This window comes from Serratia sp. L9 (assembly GCF_050632285.1).
In the GTDB taxonomy this organism is placed as follows: domain Bacteria; phylum Pseudomonadota; class Gammaproteobacteria; order Enterobacterales; family Enterobacteriaceae; genus Chania.
Genome location: NZ_CP192591.1, coordinates 877,457 through 898,285 on the forward strand (window position 1 = coordinate 877,457; position 20,829 = coordinate 898,285).

Genomic DNA, 20,829 nt, shown 5'->3' on the forward strand with positions numbered 1-20,829 from the left:
CTGCGCCCTTCAGATTACTGAGCGCTGGTTTCCGGCGCTGCTGCCGCCGCAGCCTCCGCGGGTTTAACGTCTTCACTCACCACCGCAGGTGCGGGCGTCATGATACCGTTGTAGGTTTCCTGCAACTGCTTCATGTTCATTTCCGGCTCCCCCTTCGGCTGTAACAGCACCAAGGTGGCATCCTGCGACAGTTGCAGCTTCAGTTCCTGATTGAGCGACTCCAGCGTTATTGACGACAGAAACGCCTGGCGCAGCTTCTGGTATTGCTCTGGCGCAATATCCACCACCCCGCTCTGCTGTGAACGCAGGCGCTGGCTCATCAGCACGTCAGTATCAGTACGAGCATAGGTAGCAAACAGTTTGCTCAGTTGATCGGCCTTTTGCTCCAGCAACGCCTTGAATTCATCCTGGGACAACCCATTATCCCTTACGTTGGCCAACTCGCGGGCGATAAAGGCCAAGCCATTGTTCAGGTTATCATTCGGCGAATCCAGATGGATCGCGCACTGGGCACGTTGAAACTGCACCCGGCAGTCAAAGCCCAGATGTATGTTTTTCTGCTCGCTCTTTTGCAGCACCTGCTGAATATGCCAGAACAAAGCCTCACGGGCGATATCGCTACGCCAATAACGGCTCAGGCTCTGTGAATCACGGATCGGGTGCCACGGTGTGTCCCACATGATCGACAACGTATCCTGCTTCACCTGCTCGCTGATCAGGCTGACCGGCTGCGGGGGCAGTGGCGTCAGAGTGGGCATCGGTGCCGGTATTTCACGCTTGCCTTTAAGCAGTGAGAAAGTCTTGTTAATCTGCTCACTAAGAGCACGGCTATCCACTTTACCGACCACATACAAAGTCATGGCATCTGGGGTATACCACTGCTCATAGAATTTCTTCAGTTGATCGATGTTAACTGGCCGCTTTGCCGGTTGGGCCGGATCGTGAGCTAGCATGGTTGAGCCTTTCAGGCGATAACGCCACCAGGGATCCTGAGGATTCGGCGGGAAAGCACCTATAGGGTCAACGTTCGCATTCATCACGGTATGCAGCGTATTTTCGTCAATCGCCAGTTTACCTGTCGTATCTGACAACCAGGCCAGCGCTTCTTTCAGCAGATCGGGACGGTTATTCGGCAGACTCAGATTATAAATGGTGAAATCATAAGAGCTGATGGCTGGCGGCAATGGCCGTTCACTGTCCACGCTCTGCTGCCACAGCGAATGCAGCTGCGGCCCGGTAAAACTTTCACTGTGCGTAATAGCTATACGCGGTAATAGATGCGCAAAACCAATCTCCTGGGAAGACTCCACCAGCGATCCGGTATTGACCATCAGCCGCAATTCTACGCGGTCGCTCGGGCGTTGTGGCGTATCCAGGATCTGCCAGGAAAACCCGTTATCCAACTGCCCCTGCTGCCAGGCAGGATCAGGTTGTAGTGCTTCAGCCCGCACGCTACCGTTGGCCGCAACCAACAGCAGCCCACCCACTAAAAGACGAATTCTGGTGCCCTGCATGTGAACCCCTACTTAATGACTATCCAATTTTTCTATGCAAATGCGGATATTCCGTTCAATGGAATATTAGGCTGTGCTGTGGCTGTTACCTGACACAGTCTACTAATGACGCCCTGAGTTTCACAGTGGGGCGGAAAGCGGAAAGTGTACCATTCTGTTAGACCGCGTGCCTTTACGGATGTCACTCATCAGAGTGAAAAATAATGCATAGCAAAGTGTTATGGAGAAAAAATGCCGTGGAAGCAAGGGGAAATGACATCGGCTGCGATGGCAGCCGATGTTTTTATATCCTTCGTTCCTGGGGTTGCAGCGTTATCGGCTACCACCCCAATGACGTTGGACAGGGCAGGAAATATCAGGCAGAAGGCAGCGTTTTGTCTGTAGGAACCGCCCCTGGGTTGTTGAGCACATCTTTGAGTTGCTGCTCGTCCAATTGGTTACACCATTTGGCAACGACTACCGTCGCAACACCGTTACCTACCAGGTTGGTCAGTGCACGCGCCTCAGACATAAAGCGGTCGATACCCAGGATCAGGGCCAGACCGGCCAATGGTAAATGCCCCACCGCCGAGATGGTAGCTGCCAGCACGATAAAGCCGCTGCCGGTTACCCCCGCAGCCCCTTTCGACGACAGCAGCAAGACCACCAGCAGGGTGACCTGATGCATAACATCCATATGGGTGTTGGTTGCCTGGGCAATAAACACCGCAGCCATGGTCAGGTAGATAGAGGTGCCATCAAGGTTGAACGAATAACCGGTCGGGATCACCAGCCCCACCACCGATTTCTTACAACCCAGATTCTCCATCTTGCCAAGCATGCGTGGCAGCACCGACTCAGAAGACGAAGTCCCCAATACAATCAGCAACTCTTCTTTAATGTAACGAATAAATTTGAAGATGTTGAAGCCGTTGTAGCGAGCGATAGAACCGAGAACCACCACCACAAACAGCACACAGGTAAGGTAGAAGCAGGCAATCAACTGGCCCAGTTGCAGCAACGTCCCCACACCATATTTACCGATAGTGAACGCCATGGCACCAAAGGCACCCAGAGGAGCCAGGCGCATAATCATGTTGATGATGCCGAAGATCACGCGGGAGAAGCTTTCGATCACGTTGAAGATCAACTGGCCTTTCTCACCCAGACGATGCAGGGCAAAACCGAACATCACGGCGAACAGCAGCACCTGAAGGATGTTGCCGCTGGCAAAGGCACCAATCACACTGCCAGGGATGATATCCAGCAGGAACGGCACGATCCCCTGTTGCGATGCCTGTTCGGCATACACCGCCACCGCTTTGGCATCCAAAGTACCAGGATCAACGTTCATCCCGGCACCTGGTTGCACCACGTTAACGATCACCAGACCGATCAGCAGCGCAATGGTACTGACAATTTCAAAGTACAGCAGAGCTATCGCCCCGGTACGGCCCACAGCCTTCATGCTCTCCATACCTGCGATGCCGGTCACCACGGTACAGAAGATAACCGGGGCAATGATCATCTTGATTAATTTAACAAATCCATCACCCAGCGGTTTCATCTGGGCTCCGAGGTCAGGGTAGAAATGGCCAAGCAGGATACCCAGCGTAATCGCTGTCAGTACCTGAAAATAGAGACTCTTGAAGATAGTTGTTTTCATATAACATCCTTTGGGGGAGACAACGAGGCAGGAGGACGTTCACTCGTCCGTCCTGTTTATCGCTAGCGCGGAAAATAACACCCAGATAACAACATGGAAATAACTTGTTGTCCCCTAAAACGCCTATTGATACGAATTTAAGAGCTGAAACGCGTCAGTCCAATTGCAAGTTTGGGCGTTACCCTGAGTTTTCTTGGAATTAACCCAAAAAAATTTGAAAAAAATAGCGGTTTTCGGACATTGTTGGGAGAGGGGAAAAACGGCAGATTATCGGCAAAAATCTTGCCATAGTTAACGGCCTGGCTGGCAAAATAGCGCCTCAAATTCTTCGCGAGGGGCTGGCTTGGCAAACAGGAAGCCTTGGCCAGTGCGAATGCCATGCTGCAGTAGCCAGTCCCGCTGCGCTTGCGTTTCAACCCCTTCCGCCAACACCGGCAGGTGAAGCACTTCCGAAATTGAACTGATAATACGCACCATCGCATCGTCCTCTGGCAGGCCGCCAATAAAGCTTTTATCGATTTTAATCAAATCGATCGGCAGGCTTTTAAGACGATTGAGGTAATTGAGGCTGGCATAGCCCATACCAAAATCATCCAGGGCGATCGACAGCCCCAGGCTATGCAGCTCACGCAGCAGAGCCAATGCCTGGTCGAGATCGTTGATGCGCACCGTTTCTGTGATTTCCAACAGCAGCTTGTGCGGGTCGATACGCTGTTGCTCCAGCAGTTGTTTCAAATGAGGAACAAAGTTTTTGTGCTGCATCTGGATCGCCGAAATATTCACCGCCAGCGGCAACGTAATCCCCTTGGTTTGCCAATCTGCCAGAATCCGGCATGACTCTTCCAGCACCCAGTTGCCGAGCGGCACAATCACGTCCAGCTCTTCTGCCAAAGAAATGATATCCGTAGGCAGAATAATATTGCCGTTGGGCAACTGCCAGCGTAGCAGAGCCTCCGCACCGGTGATCTGGTTGGTTTGCATGTCCCATTGCGGCTGCAGGAACAGCATAAACTGGCGCTGCTCGATGGCTAGCAGGATCTCGCTCTCCTGCGTCAGACGTTTTTTGGTTTTTTCGGTCAGGCTGGGTTCGAAGAACAAAATCTGATTTTTACCCTCGCGATGCGCCGACATCATCGCCGAGGTGGCGCTGCGCAGTAACTGTTCCGCACTTTCCCCTGGGTTCGGGTAATGAGCAATGCCGATACTGGCGCTTGGCCGTAACAGCATCTTCTGTTGCAGATCCAGCGGCGCGTTAATCGCCACCATAATGCTTCGGGCCAGTTGCAGGGCCTGGAAAGGCCGCTCGACATTTTTCGCCAATATGGCAAATTCGGCGTTGCTCAACTGGGCCAGCACGCAATCCGCGCCAATAACCTGCCGTAGTTTCTTCGCCAGCGTCAGCAACAGCGACTCCCGCATTGACGGGCTCAGCACGCCAGACGCTTCGTGCAATGTTTCAATGCCAACCACCAACAGGTTAAAACGCGCGGGCCGCATACTGGTGGCAATATGCTGCTCCAGCAGCGCAGTAAACAACACCGGGTTAGGCAATTCAGTTATCGAATTGCGGGTACTCAGGTGGTTCATGGCGTTGTGCGCCTTGGCCAGCATCTGCTGGTTACGGTTGTAATTGCGAACCAACTGGCCAAGTTCGTCATCCTGATGCTGGGCAGGAAGCATCAGCTGATGATAAGGGGTATCCTCCTGAGACACATTTTCCAGTTCCCGAGCCATGGCGCGCAGTGGATAAACCAATAGCCGGTTCATGCACCAGGTTATGGAGATCGACAGGATCAGCGCCAACAGCAGGTAGGTTGACAGCATGGTGGATAACGTACTGAGAATAAACTGATACATCCGATGCGAATCGGCCTGTAATACCAGGTAAGCCAACGGTTGAGGATTGGCGGGTACCCGCTCCAGAGAATAAAGCGGCACCGAAATCTGTACCGGCAGCTCAAAAATACGCGCCGCCAGGGCGGGGACCGGGCGTTCCGGAGGAAAATTGGCATGTAACGCCTGGAACTCGTTTGGCAGGACGATATCCGCCCGGGTGAGGATGCCTATCGGCAGCAGGGTATTAAGAACGCGTTTGGTTTCCGGTACGTCCATGCGCAGCACCGCTTCTGCCAGAGGCTGACGCACGGACTGAGCGATATTCTCCAGTTGCTGGGCATAATCATCCCTGCGCTGCTGCACAAAGTGGAATAACTGGATCACGATAAAAATGGCGATTGTCACCAGTGCCACGCCAGACACCGCTGCCATCTGTTTAATCGTTAATGAACGCCTGACCCGCAAACCTGCTCTCCGCTCATTCGGGCTGAAACAAAAAAGGGCCAGAGCCATACCCAATAACTTTCAAAATCTCGCTCAATGAACCACCGAGTTACTGCGTGAAACCCACAACGCCGTAGTTTGAAAGATGGAAGGTCACTTCTGCTCTCCCCTCGAACCGGCCGAGTATACTCGATTGTTTCGTGTTTTTACCTTACCAACCTTCTGACTGCAGGAGGAAAAACGCGGGTTTCGGTATTATCTGAACCGGAATAATCACAGGGTAGCAAAACTACCCTGTGGGCGACACTGTGAATATCCCAATTCCTGTCACTTGAAATCAGCGTAAGGCGTCAGTGGCTGCGGAGGTAGGTCAAGATCGCCCTGCCAACCGGCAAGCGAATAGCGCAGATAAATCAGCGCATGACTCGGCGTGTAGTCTTTCGCCTGTTGAATATCGATGCCTGCCCCCAAAGTCCAATGGGAACTGAGACGGCGTTCGATAATGGCCCGCAGCGTGTAACCCACACCGGAGGAGGAACCCCCACTCTCCACCGCAAACTTGTCCGGCAGAGAATCAGGGATAAGCCCTTGCAGGGGATAACGCTTTTCATCGTTGGATTTCGAGTGTGAAATTGACACCGAGCCACCCAGTTCCCAGGACCAGTTTTCTGTACGCTGGCGATAGTTCACCGGTACCGCCAGCGAGACATATTCCTGCGGGCTGTAATAGCCCCCTGCCCGAGTGAGTAACTGCTCAAATCCTTTTGATAGTGCCAGAGCATGGTGCTCAGCCCAATGGTGGCACGTCTGTTATCTTCGTTAATCACTTTATAGTAATAACCGGCCATCAATCGCTGGCGTTGGTTATCTTCCACATTCTTGCCGGTCAGTTGATGGGCACTGAGATCGGCCCACACCCCGTTGGCTTCACCGCGATCGTAGCTGGCGCTCAGGTTGATACCTGTGGCCCGTACGCCGCCCCAGGTAATACCGGTGTTGGGATCGCGGGTGCCGCCAAAGGCCAACAGCGAACTGGTCAGCGGACGCCGTGATGCGCCCAGCGTCCAGCCGATATGGTTCCAGTCACCGCTGTAGGCCACGCCACCGACCCAATCCACCACCTCAAATCCCATCGGAGTGGTGCCAATATCGGTTAGCCAATGGTCGTTTGCCCAACCCGCCGCCACGCTGGTGCCAGTAGTTTTCTGCCGTTCGTCACCACTGCATCCCACGGTATTACAGGTACCAAAGGTTTCGAAATACTTACCACCAGTGGTAGAAAACGATCCTGCATTTAACTGTACGGTGTCAGTGCGCAAGAACGCACGCCCGTCATACAGCGGCATATCCACCTGCAGCATGGTGTCATGCGCCTGGTAATCAGAGATCCCGCCGGTCCCGCTCGAACGCCAATAGTCATGGTCGAGCGTAACTCTGACATCCTGCTGGCGATAGAGATCGGCGGCATCAGAACGGATCCCCCTTTTTAGCCAGTCATCCGTCGGGTTATTGCGGGTCAGGCGAGTGTAACCGTCATTATCTTCGGGCACGCTTGGGGCAATACCGCTGGCAACCATCGCCTGGCGGTAATCCTGCTGCGCCAGTACCGGCTGCCGCTGTGCCTGCTCAAGCCTGGCGGCATCGCGATAAACCAGCGCTTTTGCCTGACCTGGCGGCTCTTGCTGAGCAGCGCTTTTCAACTGGGTGAAAATACCTGTCGCTTTAGCAGGTTCGCCCACCGCCATCCAGGCATTAGCGATACGGCGCTGGCCATTGATCGATTCATCCGGCTGCAGCGGTGCCGCTTGCAACCGTTGGCGAGCCTCACTCAGCTTGCCTTGCGCCACATAGGCTTCCACCTCCCCCAGCCGCGCATCCGGGTTATTCGGTTCACGGGTCCGAACCCGCTGATAGTCCGCCAATGCCGCGTCATACTCCCCTCTTTCCAACGCCCAATCAGCCAGGGTCAGGTCGATACGCGTATTTGCCGGTTGTTGGCGCAGATAGGCGATGGCTGCAGGTTCATCACCGCCCGCCCGGAGCTGTTCAGCGTGATCGAGCGTCGCCTGCATCTGCAGCCGCTGCGCCATTTCACGCATATTGTCGTCCCACTGGGCCGGTGGCAGGCTATTGAGATGCGCCAATGCCTGGGTATCGCGATCGCTGCCCGACAGATAGAGAGCGTAGGCGTATATCTGCTGCGGGTCGCTGGGTTTTTTCTGGACCCACTGACGGAACATCTCGTCGGCCTGCTGCGGTTGCCCGGCTTGGCGCAACGCCTGCGCATAGTGATAGGTCAGCCAGACATCATCGGGGTCTTTCTGATGCGCCTGACGGTATTTTTCCGCCGCCTGTGGCCATTGCTGGTGCTGCGCCAGCTCATCCGCCTGCTGCTTCAGCATGTCCAGTTGCAGGCCCTCAAGCGTGCTGCGCATCTTGTTCTGCTGCCCACGAGACAGGCTGTTGAGGTAGGCCAATGCCTTTTGTGGTGACTGCCGCTGGTAAATATTGACCAAACCACGCACCGCACTGCCGCTGCCTGGGTCAAGGCGTAGCGCCTGTTGGTAATAACGTTCTGCGGCAACATCATCCTTACGGGCTACGGCAACGTCACCCAGGCCAATCAGCGCATCACTGTCACTGTTATCAATATGCCGTGCCAGTTGGTATTTCTGTTGCGCCAGCGGCAGGTTATTGGCCTTCAGCGCCTTGTCACCGGCATCGATCGCCATCCAGTAGCGGGTGCTCTGGATTAAGCTCTGCCATTTGTCGCTGTCGTAATTATCCTTATCCGCTTTTTGTGCCTGCAGGAACAGATTTAACGCCTGCTGGCGGTTACCGGCACGGGAATAGGCCAGCCCAAGCGCCCCGAGGACTTCAGCATCCTTGGGCGCGCCAGATAAGGCCTTTTTCAACTCTGGGATTGCGGCACGGCTGCCGCCTTGGTCCACCTGTGCCAACCCGGTGATACGGGCCTGATAAGCCGGATCGGCCAGCAGCGTTTGTTGCCGGGCCAATTCCTGCTGTGCGTTAAGCGCCTGCTCACCGCTTTCAAACACGCCAAGAAAGCGGTTTAACGCGGCTACGCTCTGCGGGCTGACGGGCATCGCTTTGACTTTTTCCAGCCACAGATCCGCCGCATCACCACGGCCAGCGGGATCGGCTGCGACTTTCTGTAACAGCACATAAGCCTGTGCATCCTGACCCTGGCTGAATAACAGCCGCACCAGCGCCATACGCAGCGCTACGTTACCCGGATATTGCTTATCCAGTGCCTGCAACTTTTGTATTGCTGCGGGCTCCTGGCCGGGCAATCGGGCCACCAGCCGCCAATACTCCACGGCCAGATCGAACGTAGGCGGATCGCCCTGGAACAGCTCATCGTATTGGGCTTTGGCTTCCGTCAAGCGCCCTGCAGTCGCCATCAGACGCGCCTGTTGCAGCTTCTGGCGGGTTTCCGGCTGGGTCAGAAGCATGTTCATTTCCGCCTGACGATAAACCGGGGATTGCGGTGCCACGCCTTTAAGCTTGTCCAATTGCTGCTGTGCCACCACCAGATTGCCCTGGCGTAATGCCAAACGCATACGCGCCGAAATCACGTCCGGGTTGTTCGGATCCATCAGTTCAAGGCGATAAAGCGACTGACGAACCAGTTCGTCTTTATTACTGGCCTCACCGATGCGCACCTGCTCCAACAGCCATTGCTCAGGAGCAACGGTTTCAGCGCTCTGCGCCTGCGGCAACATGGCCAGGCCTAAAATCCAGCCTAGTTTAAAGTTACGCATTGGCTGCCCCAGGAGGGTTGAAGTTCACCCTGACGATTAAAACGATAACGTTGCTGATCCCATCCCTGGCCGAACAGCACCAAAGAGGCATTGAAATAGGCGTCATTGCCCAGAGGATTGTCTTTGATGCGCTGGCGCTGAACCGCCAGGGCATCAGGCTGGGCGGCTAGCAGCGGCAACAACGCAGCAGAGAACCCTACCGGGCCATTGCCGGTGGTTTTCCCGCTGGCGGTATCGGCTTTTTCCGGTGGCACGCCAAGCCGTGCGGTGAGAGTAGTCATTGGCTGGAACTGTTTGACCAACGCTGCTTTATGGGGATCGTCATCTGCCAACATTCCGGCCCAGAGATAAACGCGGATGGCATCATAGCTGCCCACATCAGGTTTGACCGGGTCTGGCTGCCAGCCTTTGGTGGCTTGCCAGGCTACCCAGTCCGGTGAGAAACCCTGTGGCGCAGTTTCCAGCAACAAACGCTGGCCGGTTTGCTGCATGGATCGCCAAGGCCCGTTTAATGAGGCAAAACGCGCCAGCAACTGCGGGGGCAGATAGCTGGGGTTAAGCCGCCAGCGGTTTTCCGCGACGAAACCAGTCTTGCCAGGTAACAGCATTGGCCCCAAACCGGGGATATCCGCCACTTCTTCGCGGCCAATCCGTTGCAGCAGCAAGGTACCCAGCGTCTGGTAACGACGGCTGTGCCACAACCGGCCTGCCTCTATCAGATCGTAAGCAATCCATAGATCGGCGTCGGAGGCCGAGTTACTGTCCAGCACCTTCCAGTGGTTTTTATCGTCTTTACCCCACTGCCAGGCAGGCAAATGCGCACTCAGATCGCCAGCGGACAGATTGTTCTCTGTCCATTCCAGCAACTTGTCGAAGGTGGGCCGGTCGTTGGCCACCAGCGCAAAGAACATCCCGTAGCTTTGCCCTTCGGAGGTAGAAATCCGGTTCGGGCTGCTGGGATCGATAACCCGCCCTTCATCACTGATATAAAACTGTTTGTACTGCTGCCAGGCTGGCCATTCACAGGCCGCCGCCGTGCTGAAAGCGCACAGCAACAGCAAGCCAGGTAGCAGACGTTTCAGGCCACAAGCCACCATGTTAATTAATCCCGATCTTCCGGTGACAGACGACGACGGCTATAGGCCTTCAGGCCACGCCGCAGCAACAGTGCCACAATCACCACCACCAGCGCGGCTATCACACCCAAAATCACCGGATGTGTCGACAACGCGTACCAAATACGCTCCCACCACGGCAGATGACCGACATAATAAATATCCCCGACGCGCAGGCTATCGACGCCCGACTCACGGATCACCGCGACCGAGCCAAACACCGCCGCACGTTTGCCGCTATCAAGCAGCGCGTTATTCAGCAGTTCATAACCCCGAGGGCTGTCTGCCAGCAAGGCTATGATACTGCGTTGATCGTGGAAGGGAGACTGCACACCAATAATCGCCGACATGGCACCTTCAGAACTGATGGTGGTTTTGCTGTCCGGCGTGGCGTCATCTTGCTGGATCTCCATTTCCGGCAGCGGCAGTTGCCGCATCGGCTGTTTCACCCAACTCAGCATCGCCTCCACCAACAGACTGATTTTCTTGTCATCCCGCAATTCTGGCGGGATGGTACCAATCAGCAAAATGTCAGCATCCTTATCCTTGGCCTGCGACCAGTCATCCGCCAGCGTGAAGGCCAGCGCTGGATAACCGGTTTGTGCCCCCACATTACCCAGCGCGTTAAGCAGTGCGCTCACCTGGGCTGGCTGCGGCTGTTTGTTCACCAGCACCAGCGTTTGCGAAAGATCGGCCAACCGGCTGAACGGGAAACCGGCATTGGCGAAAGCACGCAGATCGGGCATGGTGATAAAGTGGCGATAACCAGAGAAATCGATAGTAGAACTGCCATCGATCACGGCATGGTTAGGTACCAGCGAATAGGTTTCACAGCGCCCTTCGGCCCCGCTTGCCAGCAGCGTGGTGTAATCGAAATCAAAGCGCAGTTGGTTGGTCGCCCCCAGCTTCAGCGCCGGGATGTTGACCGCCTTGTCCGAATCAATCAGCCCTTGCACCAGCGGCAAACGTAGCAGCTGAGCCCCCTTTTCATTTTCCGGCACCAGGGAATAAGACTGCACAAACTGATTGTTCAGGCTGATGCTCAAGCGTGAACCATCCTGGATACGCGGCGAGGTATAACGATATTTCAGCTGCATATCGATGCCGGTACTGTGGATCAGGAACAGATCCGGCGGCAGATTCATCGACAGCGTGATCGGCCCAGGCTCAACGCCATCGGTCTGCAACTGTTGCGCATATTGCTGCAATTCGCTGAACTTCATTGCCCGGTCGGTTCGCACCCAATTTGGCGCATCGTACGGCTGGCGGGTAGCCAACTGTTCCACTTTGTCGACGGTCAGGGTCTGGCCACGGAACAGGATATTGCCCTGGGCGATCCCCTTCACCGCAGTAATCAGATCATTGTCGTCACGCCCCAGCACCAATAACAGCTTCACATAAGGGTTATCGGGGTGGCCTATCATCTCCACCGTTGGTCCGTTTACCGCCGGGTAGTCTTTCAGGAAGTCCGGGCGCTGCTTGTTGGTGGCAAATACGATAGCGTGCTGATCAGGCAATCGATTGAATAATGTCGGGAATGACTGGCCGCGCCACTGCGCGACGGTGCCAAACCAAGAGGCCAGGATCCCGGCGGCACGCTGTTGCGTCAGATCCGGCTGACCGGCAAAGACCATTGGCAAAGTTAATGGCCGGTTGTCTCGGCTGTCGAAGAATGGCTCAGGGAAATGCGAAAGCTCATTTTTCAATGGCAGCGTCTGGAAGCGCAGGTTCAGCGAGCTGGACTTGCTCACGTCCAGCCACAGCGTGCTGTTGGCCGGATTTTCACAAATGTTCTGATAATGGCCAACAAACGCCAGACGTATGCGGTTAAAATCGGTGATATAGCGCGGATCGATCGGCATCTGGATGCGATTAGGTTTACCCAGTTGCTCTTTGGTGATGGTAGTGACGCCCATCAGCTCATCATTGAGATAGACCTTGAGGTGCGACTCCACCGGGATCAGGGAAGGCGATGGGGTAAACTCCAGATCCAGCATCGCCTGCGAAACCACTTCATCGCTGCGCACGCCAAACTCCACCTGCCCCTCAGGGCGGATCCCCCGCAAACTAAAAGTACCCGGCGGTGGAGCAATCTTGGCAAAGGGGAGTTGAACGTCGCGTACCGGCGCACTGGGCGCTTGCGCAACCGGAGCAATGATAGGCGCGCTGACCGGAGCTTCAGCCGCAGTGGCCACGGGGGTGACTCAATGGCCGTTGGCGCGCTGGCAGTTTCTGCCTGAGACAATGTACTGATGCCCAAGGCCAATGCGGTAAACCAGTTTATTTTTCTCGTCATCGTATCATCATCAATGTTAGAGCCGGTTCACCAGGCAAGCGAACGGGCGGTTGCGACACACAGTCTATGCCACTGTTTCCTGTGCTGCTGAAACTCGGCCTCTCCCAACGCCATGAGGAATAAACGACATAATCCAGGTAGCTAGCGTGGTAAAGCCGATAATCATTTTGCGAACGGCTGGCGGTGCATAATCCGCCATACGCAGATAGCCGTGGAAACCCAGCATCAGAACGTCACGCAGGCTGTCCACAGGCCGGTCTTCAGGGAACCCGTCCTGCCACAGTGCCCAGGTATCGGCACGCGCAAAGGTGCACTGAATAAATTCGATATGCTGGCGTGTAGATAGCTCCACCAGGCGGATCCCGGCAAAGCGGCCATTAACGCGCGTCACCACGCAGGGGAAGCTGAATTCCTGCTGGCCGCGTTTGAGCAACAAGGCGATCCGGTCGCCCTCTTTGAACTGATCTGACACCCGCATCTCTATGCCAACCCCGCCGTCGGAATAATCACGCAGCGTGCAGGGGAACAGATGCCCATCGGCCCGGGCCACCGACGCTGGCATCGCGATTTCCACGCGGTGCGATTGGCGTACCTGCCTGGCTTCCACCGACACCGCTACCGCCCCGCCGAGGATTGTCATGTTGTAGATCACCCATACCAGACTGATGACTACCGTCATCACCTCATCAGCCGGGCCATAGAAAAGACGCCATAAACCAAACCCCAAACCGGCAAAATTGAGCATTACCAGGAACAAATACGGTCGGCTAATTACCCAGTCGACGTGTTCTTCCTCCACCAAACCGCCTTTGGAAGTGACATTGAACTTACCTTTATGCGGATTGAGCAGCGCCACGGTGGTTGGCCGGGCGATATACCAGGCCAGCACGGTTTCGTAGATTTCACTCCAGAATGAGTGGCGGTATTTACCCTGAATACGCGAGTTGGTCAGGCTGGCGTGGATCATATGGGGCAGCACATAAAGCGCGATCGCCAACGCCGGGGCAAAGATGATATAGGCATGCATTAACAGAAATGCCAGCGGTGCCGTCAGGAAGATCAACCTTGGGATGCCGGACAGGAAATGCAGCATGGCGTTGGCATAACACAGGCGCTGCGCCAGCCTCAGCCCTTTGCCCAACAGCGGGTTATCCAGCCTGAAGATCTGCACCATACCGCGTGCCCAGCGAATGCGCTGGCCGATATGGGCCGACAGGCTTTCTGTCGCCAAACCGGCAGCCTGAGGGATACGGATATAAGCAGACGAGTAACCGAGACGGTGTAGGCGCAATGAGGTATGGGCATCTTCGGTCACGGTTTCCACCGCAATGCCGCCGATTTCATCCAACGCACTGCGGCGCAGGATGGCACAGGAACCGCAGAAGAAAGCGGCATCCCACATATCATTCCCATCCTGCACCAATCCGTAGAACAAGGTGCCTTCGTTCGGCGTCTGGCGAAAACGCCCCAGGTTGCGTTCAAACGGATCGGGTGAGAAGAAGTGGTGCGGCGTCTGCAACATCGCCAGACTCTTATCTTTGAAGAACCAGCCCACGGTCAGTTGCAGGTAAGAACGGGTAGGAACGTGGTCGCAATCGAAGATGGTGACAAACTCGCCGGTCGCATACTTCAGGGCATTGTTGATGTTTCCGGCTTTGGCATGTTCATGGGTGGGTCGTGCGATATACCTGACCCCCACTTCTTCGGCAAAGGCTTTAAATTCAGGCCGGTTACCGTCATCAAGGATGAAGATATTGATTTTGTCTTTCGGCCAGTCGATGCCCAACGCCGCGTAAATAGTCGGTTTCACCACGCCCAGATCTTCGTTATAGGTCGGCACCATCAGGTCGATAACCGGCCAGGTGCTGCTGTCGGCAGGCATCGCCACCGGCTGGCGGTTCAATGGCCAGACGGTCTGGAAGTAGCCCAGCACCAGCACCACCCAGGCGTAAGTTTCCGCTATCAGCAACAGTAAACCGCACACCAGGCTGACGGGATCGTCCCAATTCAGCGTGGCGGTATAGCGCCACCACAGATAACGACAGGAAACGGTCAACGACAATACGATCAGCATCAGGCTCGGCAAACGGCCAGGAACACGGCGCACCACCATGGCGATGCACCACAGCAACAGCACGAATACAAACTGCGCCGGTAGCTCAAAAGGTTGGGAAATACACAGCAGCGCCAGCACCGTGGCCAGCATTGCGGCGAGAATAAACAACGCGCGCCGCACATATCGGTTCATCCGGCTGAGGCGCTGCACCGAACGCGCCTCTATCCCGGCCTCCTGCAGGCGTTGCGGTAAGCGCTGCAACCAATTGATATAACGCAGTTGCAGGTTTTGCCAACCGGCAAAATGGTAACGCCCCATCGGCGCGGGGCCGCTGCGCGTCACCAGCAGCCAGATTACCTGCAAGAAGTAACGCACCAGATCTGCTGGCCGTGGACGATTAGGCGAAATATGCGGGAACCAATAGCTGCGGCCATCGTTCACTTTTTGCCAGGCCGGGGATTCCAGCCGCAGCAACAGCCAGCCCAAGGCTACCATCAGTGTGGTGAGAAAAGCGGTAAATGCGGAGGCGCCAGCACGGCGGTAAGCGCGATAACGCGCCTGCACCACCCGGTGAACGGGGGGCACCAGTAGCAGGTTCAGTACCCGGCTCATTGCGCCGGGTCCTGTAGATTAAGCAGGCACCAGTTGGCCAGCGTCAGAACTTCATCGGCCGCCAGGCTTTCTGGCCGGTACTCTCCCAGCGGTTGTTTCACCGCCATCGCCTCCGCCAGGGCTTCATCCCGATGGATCACCAGCGGTAGCAGGCCCACCAACGTTTGCAGCCACAGCTGGTGCAGATCCTGTTGCAGCAGGTTAGCCGATGAGTAGCGATTTATCAGGAAGTGGCAGCCAACAGGCATGGGCTGCTGATACAGACGCGCATGGCAATTGGCATCGGGGGAAAGCATCAGGAATACGCAGTCTGCCAGCGCCAGCTGTTGCTCGATCAGGGGATTATTGCCCGCCGGGATATCCAGCAGGATCCAGCGATAATGCCCTGAGGCCCGCAATTGAGCCAGAAACTCCCGCCAGCGTTCCGGCGCCTCCAGAGTCTGCTGCTGTAACTGACGCTGTTCGACCAGGTTCAAACGGCCAAACGGCAGAAAATCGAGACTTTTGCTGTAGCGCATTGCCCCCTGCTGCAAGTCTGCACCATCCAACTGCGCCCGCGCCCAGCCACGCTTCAGACTGAAAGGGGTATTAAAATGCAAACGTAACAGATTATCCGGCGAGAGATCGATGGCCAGCACCGACTCACCCAATTGCTGTAATGCCCAGGCCAGCGCCGCCGTCACCGACGTTGCGCCAATTCCGCCCCGCACCCCTTGCAGCGCAATGACTGGCATAACTCAGCTACTCCCCGTTTTTTTCGCCAACTCAGCCAACAGCGGCCAACGCGTCATCATTTGCGTTAACCGTTCCTGCCGTGAAATATCGATATAGTTCAGCTTGGGCAAAGAAAAAGCATGGCTTAATGCCTGCAGGTCGTCTTCAATTTCCAACGGAACCTGAGCATGAAAGCTCATCCACTCATCATTATTCATCTTGCCGCCTTAAAATATAGGCTAATGTTAAATGACTATAGCAACGTTCAGAAAAAACAGGGGCAATAAGATGAATCCAAACGGATATAATCGATCACTGCGCCAAATTTGCTATGATAATTTCAACGTTACGTTTTTAATGTGACGAAAGTTGGTTGGTCTGCTTCACTTTCAACGAAAGTAGAATAAATCCATGGCTCAAACTTTTGTATTAGGTATCCGGCGTATTTGGCAGGAATTATCGGTAATGCAATCCCCAGGATTTTATTGGGTCAATGTCGATCGTCAGGCCGATGCCAATTTGCTTTGCCGGCAAATTATTGCGTCCCAAACCGAAAACAGCCCATTGGCTTTGATTTGCAGCGGTGATCAACCGGATAACTTACTGGCCGAACCTTTTCCCTGCGCATTAAAAAAGTTTCCTTTATATACCTTGCCGGAAAAGAAAGCGGCGCTGTGGCATCTCAGCGACGATTTGATGCGCACGTTAAAAACTGAAAACCGATTGCTGATCCTGCTGGCTCACGCCAGCCTGTGGCAAACCTTTACCAGCGAGGAACTGCGCGCCTGGGCCTCTAAGCTCGGCAAATGGCTGAACCAACAGCAGTGCACGCTGCTCATCCTCAGCCACGGCAGCGGTGTCAACAAGCTGAAAGGCCAGTTGAGCGCCGAACACCGTATCCTCAACGGCCTGGCCAGCCTGCAATGGCAACAGGACAGCGCCCAATATCTGGTGAACTGGTGGAGCACGGCCAACGGCATCAACGCCAACCAGCTGTTTACCCTGACCCAGAGCGCGCAAGGCTGGCAAGGGGAGGACGACAGCAATAAACCCTCCCCCACGGCGGAACGCAACGACGAAAGCCTATGCCTGGCCGAACAGCGTATTCTGGAGGGAGCCCCTCCGCTGTCGGCCAACTGGCGGCTGTTCAACAGCAATCAGCAACTGATGCAGCGCGGTATGGCGACGATAGCCGCCACGCTGATTTTCGCCCTGTATCAGAGCGATGAAATTGATGAGCTGGCGCACTTTATCCACAGCCTGCGCCGCAGCCGGGGTGACGGGTTGAAAATTGTGGTGCGCGAAATGAGCGCCAGCCTGCGTTACAGCGATGAGCGGTTGCTGCTGGCCTGCGGAGCCAACCTGATTGTGCCCCATGTGGCACCTCTTTCCAGCTTCCTGACCATGCTGGAGGGCATTCAGGGCCAGCGGCTATCACGCCATGTTCCGGCGGATATTGATGCCTTGCTGGCCGGGCTGCGCCCCTTGCCATTAAAAGGCTATATGCCGCTGGAGGATTTCAGCAAAGCGGTGATTTCCCTGATGGAAAACACACTGTTGCCGGAAGATGGCAAGGGCGTAATGATCGCCCTGCGCCCTGCCCCAGGGTTAACCGCCCGCCAATCAATGACGCTGTGCCATCTGCGCCGTTTTGGCGATGTCATGACCGTAGCGCAGAACCGCTTGTTCCTGTTCCTCTCCACCTGCAGGATTAACGATCTGGAGACCGCATTGAAATTTATTTTCCGCCTGCCAGTCAGCGAGGCGTTCAGTAACCGGGTAGTCTGGCATCAGGATGTGGATATCACCGCCAAAATCAGATTACTGGCACAACATATCGAGCTGTCACTACCGGTGGCCAAGCAGCAGCCCGAGGCTGTCAAAACCCACGCGGCGGTAACAGAAGATCAGGCAGAACGCCGTGAACCTGTGCCCTTCACGCTCTTGAGTTATGGGCTGGAGGAGCGAACATGACCGGCCTTGGCGATATTATCCAGTTGGTTTTCCTGTGTGCACTCGTCTTTATTCCATTGGGATATGCGTTGCATCGCCGTTTCCCCAACGGGTTCCAGGCTTGGCAAAACCTGTTGTTATCACCGCGCTACTTAAAGTCGGCTGGACTCTGGGTGCGCGAAGGTTCCACCTCAAAGATTAAGCGTAAAAAACCACAATGACGGATAAAGACAACACGCAAACCGGCAATACTCTGTGGCGCTACTGGCGCGGTCTCGGTGGCTGGAACTTCTATTTTCTGGCCAAATTCGGCCTGCTGTGGTTTGGCTATCTGAATTTCCATGCGCTGCCCAATCTGGTGTTTATGGCATTTTTGCTGATGCCGATCCCCTCGCCACGTTGGCACCGCTGGCGGCATATCATTGCCATTCCGATCGGTATCGGCCTGTTCTACCACGACACCTGGCTGCCCGGGATTAACAGCATCCTCAGCCAAGGCTCGCAACTCACCGGTTTCAGCGCCCAGTATCTGCTTGAACTGGTCGATCGCTTTATCAACTGGCAGATGATAGGTGCCGGTTTTGTGTTGCTGATCGGCTATCTGTTCCTGGCGCAATGGATCCGCGTGACGGTGTTTACCGTCGCGGCGCTGGTATGGCTGAACCTGATCACTATTGCTGGCCCGGCAATGTCGTTATTGCCTGCGACCAGCCAGGTTGCGGCGTCTGATGCGACACCCGCGCCAACCACGGCGGCAGCCCCGGCTGGCAATCTTCCCGCCGCCAATGGCCCTCCGACCAGCGCCAATCTCACCGCCTATCTGAACAAGTTTTACGAGCAGGAGAAAGCCAGGACGACCACCTTCCCAACCGCCCTGCCCGCCGATGCGCAGCCGTTTGATGTGTTGATCATTAACATCTGTTCGCTGGCCTGGGCCGATATGGATGCCGTCAATCTGCAAAACCACCCGCTGTGGGCGAAGATGGACATCATGTTCACCAACTTCAACTCGGCTACCGCCTACAGCGGCCCGGCGGCAATCCGCCTGCTGCGCGCCAGCTGTGGCCAGACTTCGCACCACGATCTGTATCAACCGGCCAATCAGCAATGCTACCTGTTTGATAATCTGGCCAGGCTGGGCTTTAAACAGCAACTGATGCTGGACCACTCCGGCGTATTCGGTAATTTCCTGAAAGAGCTGCGCGAACAAGGGGATATGCAGGCACCGCTGATGTCACAGGCCGGTATCAGTAATCAGTTGGCCTCGTTCGACGGTGAACCGATATATAACGATTTGGAGTTGCTCAACCGCTGGCTTGAACAACAGAAAAAAGAGGGTGATGCCCGTACCGCAACCTTCTTCAATACCATTCCGCTGCATGATGGCAACCGGCTTGTCGGCACCAACAAGAGTGCCGATTACCAGCCAAGGGCGCAAAAGCTGTTCGATCAGTTGAACACCTTCCTGGATGAGCTGCAGAAATCGGGGCGCAAAGTGATGGTAGTGGTGGTGCCGGAACACGGTGCGGCCCTGGTGGGCGACAAGATGCAGATGTCCGGGCTGCGTGATATTCCGAGCCCGAATATTACCCATACGCCAGTTGGCATAAAACTGATCGGGATGCAGGCTCCACATCAGGGCAGCCCGCTGGAGATCAAGACCCCGAGCAGTTATCTGGCGATGTCTGAGCTGATCTCGAGACTGGTTGATGGCAAGGTATTCACCGCGCCGAGCGTCGATTGGCAAGCTTTAACGCGTGACCTGCCTCAGACCGCCGTGATTTCCGAGAACGACAATGCCATCGTGATGCAATATCAGGGCAAGCCATATATTCGCCTTAACGGTGGCGACTGGGTACCTTATCCTCAGTAAGCGGTGGGGAAGCTGGCCAGAGGCAGAAACCATGCTGTAGGGGCGCTGCATGCTGCGCCCATTTGGTTTCGATAGTCATCCATTGAGGGATGGAAACAACGAAGCAAGCCATATGGTACAGGGCGTAGAGGCCATTCTTTGCCGCAGTTTCAACAAACAGTCCCCGCGACCAGAACTCACGCGTAGTGTATTTGAGTGCCAGCGTTTCAATCAGGCATTTTGCGAAAGGAAAGAGGACTGCTGACAGCCCAAAGATGAGGTACATACCTACCGAATGGCCCTGATTGAAACCGGTGTAATCGATATACACTGCCAAGCCCCCACAGAGAACCATACACTACATTCTTTAGATAAAATGCCTTGGTCATCACCACGTCTCCCGCATTGCTCCTGCACATTGGTTTCTATTTTACTATTCTAGCCATGCGAAGATGCTGCCCCCTGCAGAAAAGCGTATGAAAGAGAACAACACAGGGGAAAATCCTGTTCACCGGACAGCTGGCATCATCCCCCGGACACTGGAACTACATCTGTCAGCAGATTTCCTAATTTTACAGGGAACGGAAAGCAGATACTGATAACGGTGGCCTAATTCCGCTAGCACTATTCATTTTTCGGTTCCCTCCTTATCTAGAAAATTTCTTTTAATTTTTGTATCAACATCCACACGACACATCTCTATCGACTCGGCAAACTCACTAAAATAAAACACTGTTTATACACAGATGATTGCTATGTGTATTATGAGTTTTAAAGCTTGGTTAATTTTCGAAAACCGAAAACGGAGAATATAAAATGTCTGACGTAATGATTGTAACAGCTAAACCTTTAACACCAGGTAATATGGCCGGTTTAGGCGTAGTCGTATCTTCACCAAATATCCCATCAAATGAGCAAATAATAACTATGGCGGTGAGGCCATATTGCCAGAGTGACGATGGACTCATGACGCTTTTGTCAGCCTAATTAACACATTGGCTAATAAA

The 20,829-nt window shown here is 54.9% G+C and carries 11 protein-coding genes and 2 pseudogenes; 3 read left to right on the forward strand and 10 right to left on the reverse strand.

Translation table 11 applies throughout. The features are described 5' to 3' along the window. Nucleotides 1–14: 14 nt before the first annotated feature. From ACQ86O_RS04165 to bcsR, 9 genes and pseudogenes are all read right to left on the reverse strand, one after another. Nucleotides 15–1,514, reverse strand: a complete 1,500-nt coding sequence (locus ACQ86O_RS04165; RefSeq protein WP_431224235.1) for a M16 family metallopeptidase — start codon at nt 1,512–1,514, stop codon at nt 15–17. 355 nt (nt 1,515–1,869) lie between these two features. Beyond that, the gene (locus tag ACQ86O_RS04170) at nt 1,870–3,159 is read right to left on the reverse strand and encodes a dicarboxylate/amino acid:cation symporter (RefSeq protein WP_431224236.1); all 1,290 of its coding nucleotides are present in this window, start codon (nt 3,157–3,159) and stop codon (nt 1,870–1,872) included. A 291-nt stretch (nt 3,160–3,450) separates the two neighbouring features. After that, a complete protein-coding gene (hmsP, locus tag ACQ86O_RS04175; RefSeq protein ID WP_431224237.1) occupies nt 3,451–5,460 on the reverse strand; it encodes a biofilm formation regulator HmsP in 2,010 nt (669 codons plus the stop codon). Nucleotides 5,461–5,766: 306 nt separating this feature from the next. Next, a pseudogene (gene bcsC, locus ACQ86O_RS04180) lies at nt 5,767–9,224 on the reverse strand (cellulose synthase complex outer membrane protein BcsC). Further along, nucleotides 9,206–10,318 carry a cellulose synthase complex periplasmic endoglucanase BcsZ gene (gene bcsZ / locus ACQ86O_RS04185; protein ID WP_431225643.1) on the reverse strand — a complete coding sequence of 371 codons (1,113 nt, stop codon included), beginning with the start codon at nt 10,316–10,318 and terminating at the stop codon, nt 9,206–9,208. Before bcsZ ends, bcsC begins: the two are co-directional and overlap by 19 nt. Nucleotides 10,319–10,326: 8 nt before the next feature. Then, a pseudogene (bcsB, locus tag ACQ86O_RS04190) lies at nt 10,327–12,635 on the reverse strand (cellulose biosynthesis cyclic di-GMP-binding regulatory protein BcsB). 64 nt (nt 12,636–12,699) lie between these two features. Further along, complete coding sequence (gene bcsA, locus ACQ86O_RS04195) at nt 12,700–15,303, reverse strand: UDP-forming cellulose synthase catalytic subunit (protein WP_431224238.1); 2,604 nt, start codon at nt 15,301–15,303, stop codon at nt 12,700–12,702. Beyond that, complete coding sequence (gene bcsQ, locus ACQ86O_RS04200) at nt 15,300–16,037, reverse strand: cellulose biosynthesis protein BcsQ (RefSeq protein WP_431224239.1); 738 nt, start codon at nt 16,035–16,037, stop codon at nt 15,300–15,302. Before bcsQ ends, bcsA begins: the two co-directional genes overlap by 4 nt. Before the next feature lie 3 nt (nt 16,038–16,040). Then, a complete protein-coding gene (bcsR, locus tag ACQ86O_RS04205; RefSeq protein WP_431224240.1) occupies nt 16,041–16,235 on the reverse strand; it encodes a cellulose biosynthesis protein BcsR in 195 nt (64 codons plus the stop codon). A gap of 193 nt (nt 16,236–16,428) precedes the next feature. Here bcsR and bcsE point away from each other — a divergent pair, with 193 nt between their 5' ends. Genes bcsE through bcsG form a run of 3 tightly spaced genes read left to right on the forward strand, consistent with a single transcriptional unit; the run spans nt 16,429 to nt 19,843 of the window. Beyond that, nucleotides 16,429–17,991, forward strand: coding sequence for a cellulose biosynthesis protein BcsE (gene bcsE / locus ACQ86O_RS04210; protein ID WP_431224241.1), 1,563 nt, complete (start codon nt 16,429–16,431; stop codon nt 17,989–17,991). Then, nucleotides 17,988–18,191 carry a cellulose biosynthesis protein BcsF gene (bcsF, locus tag ACQ86O_RS04215; protein ID WP_431224242.1) on the forward strand — a complete coding sequence of 68 codons (204 nt, stop codon included), beginning with the start codon at nt 17,988–17,990 and terminating at the stop codon, nt 18,189–18,191. Before bcsE ends, bcsF begins: the two co-directional genes overlap by 4 nt. Beyond that, entirely contained in the window at nt 18,188–19,843 is a 1,656-nt protein-coding gene (gene bcsG / locus ACQ86O_RS04220) for a cellulose biosynthesis protein BcsG (protein ID WP_431224243.1), read from the forward strand. The genes bcsF and bcsG overlap by 4 nt, the downstream gene beginning before the upstream one ends. On the opposite strand, the gene ACQ86O_RS04225 is transcribed toward bcsG, so the two are convergent. Then, nucleotides 19,809–20,177 carry a colicin E1 family microcin immunity protein gene (locus ACQ86O_RS04225; protein ID WP_431224244.1) on the reverse strand — a complete coding sequence of 123 codons (369 nt, stop codon included), beginning with the start codon at nt 20,175–20,177 and terminating at the stop codon, nt 19,809–19,811. The genes bcsG and ACQ86O_RS04225 overlap by 35 nt on opposite strands. Between the last annotated feature and the right edge of the window lie 652 nt (nt 20,178–20,829).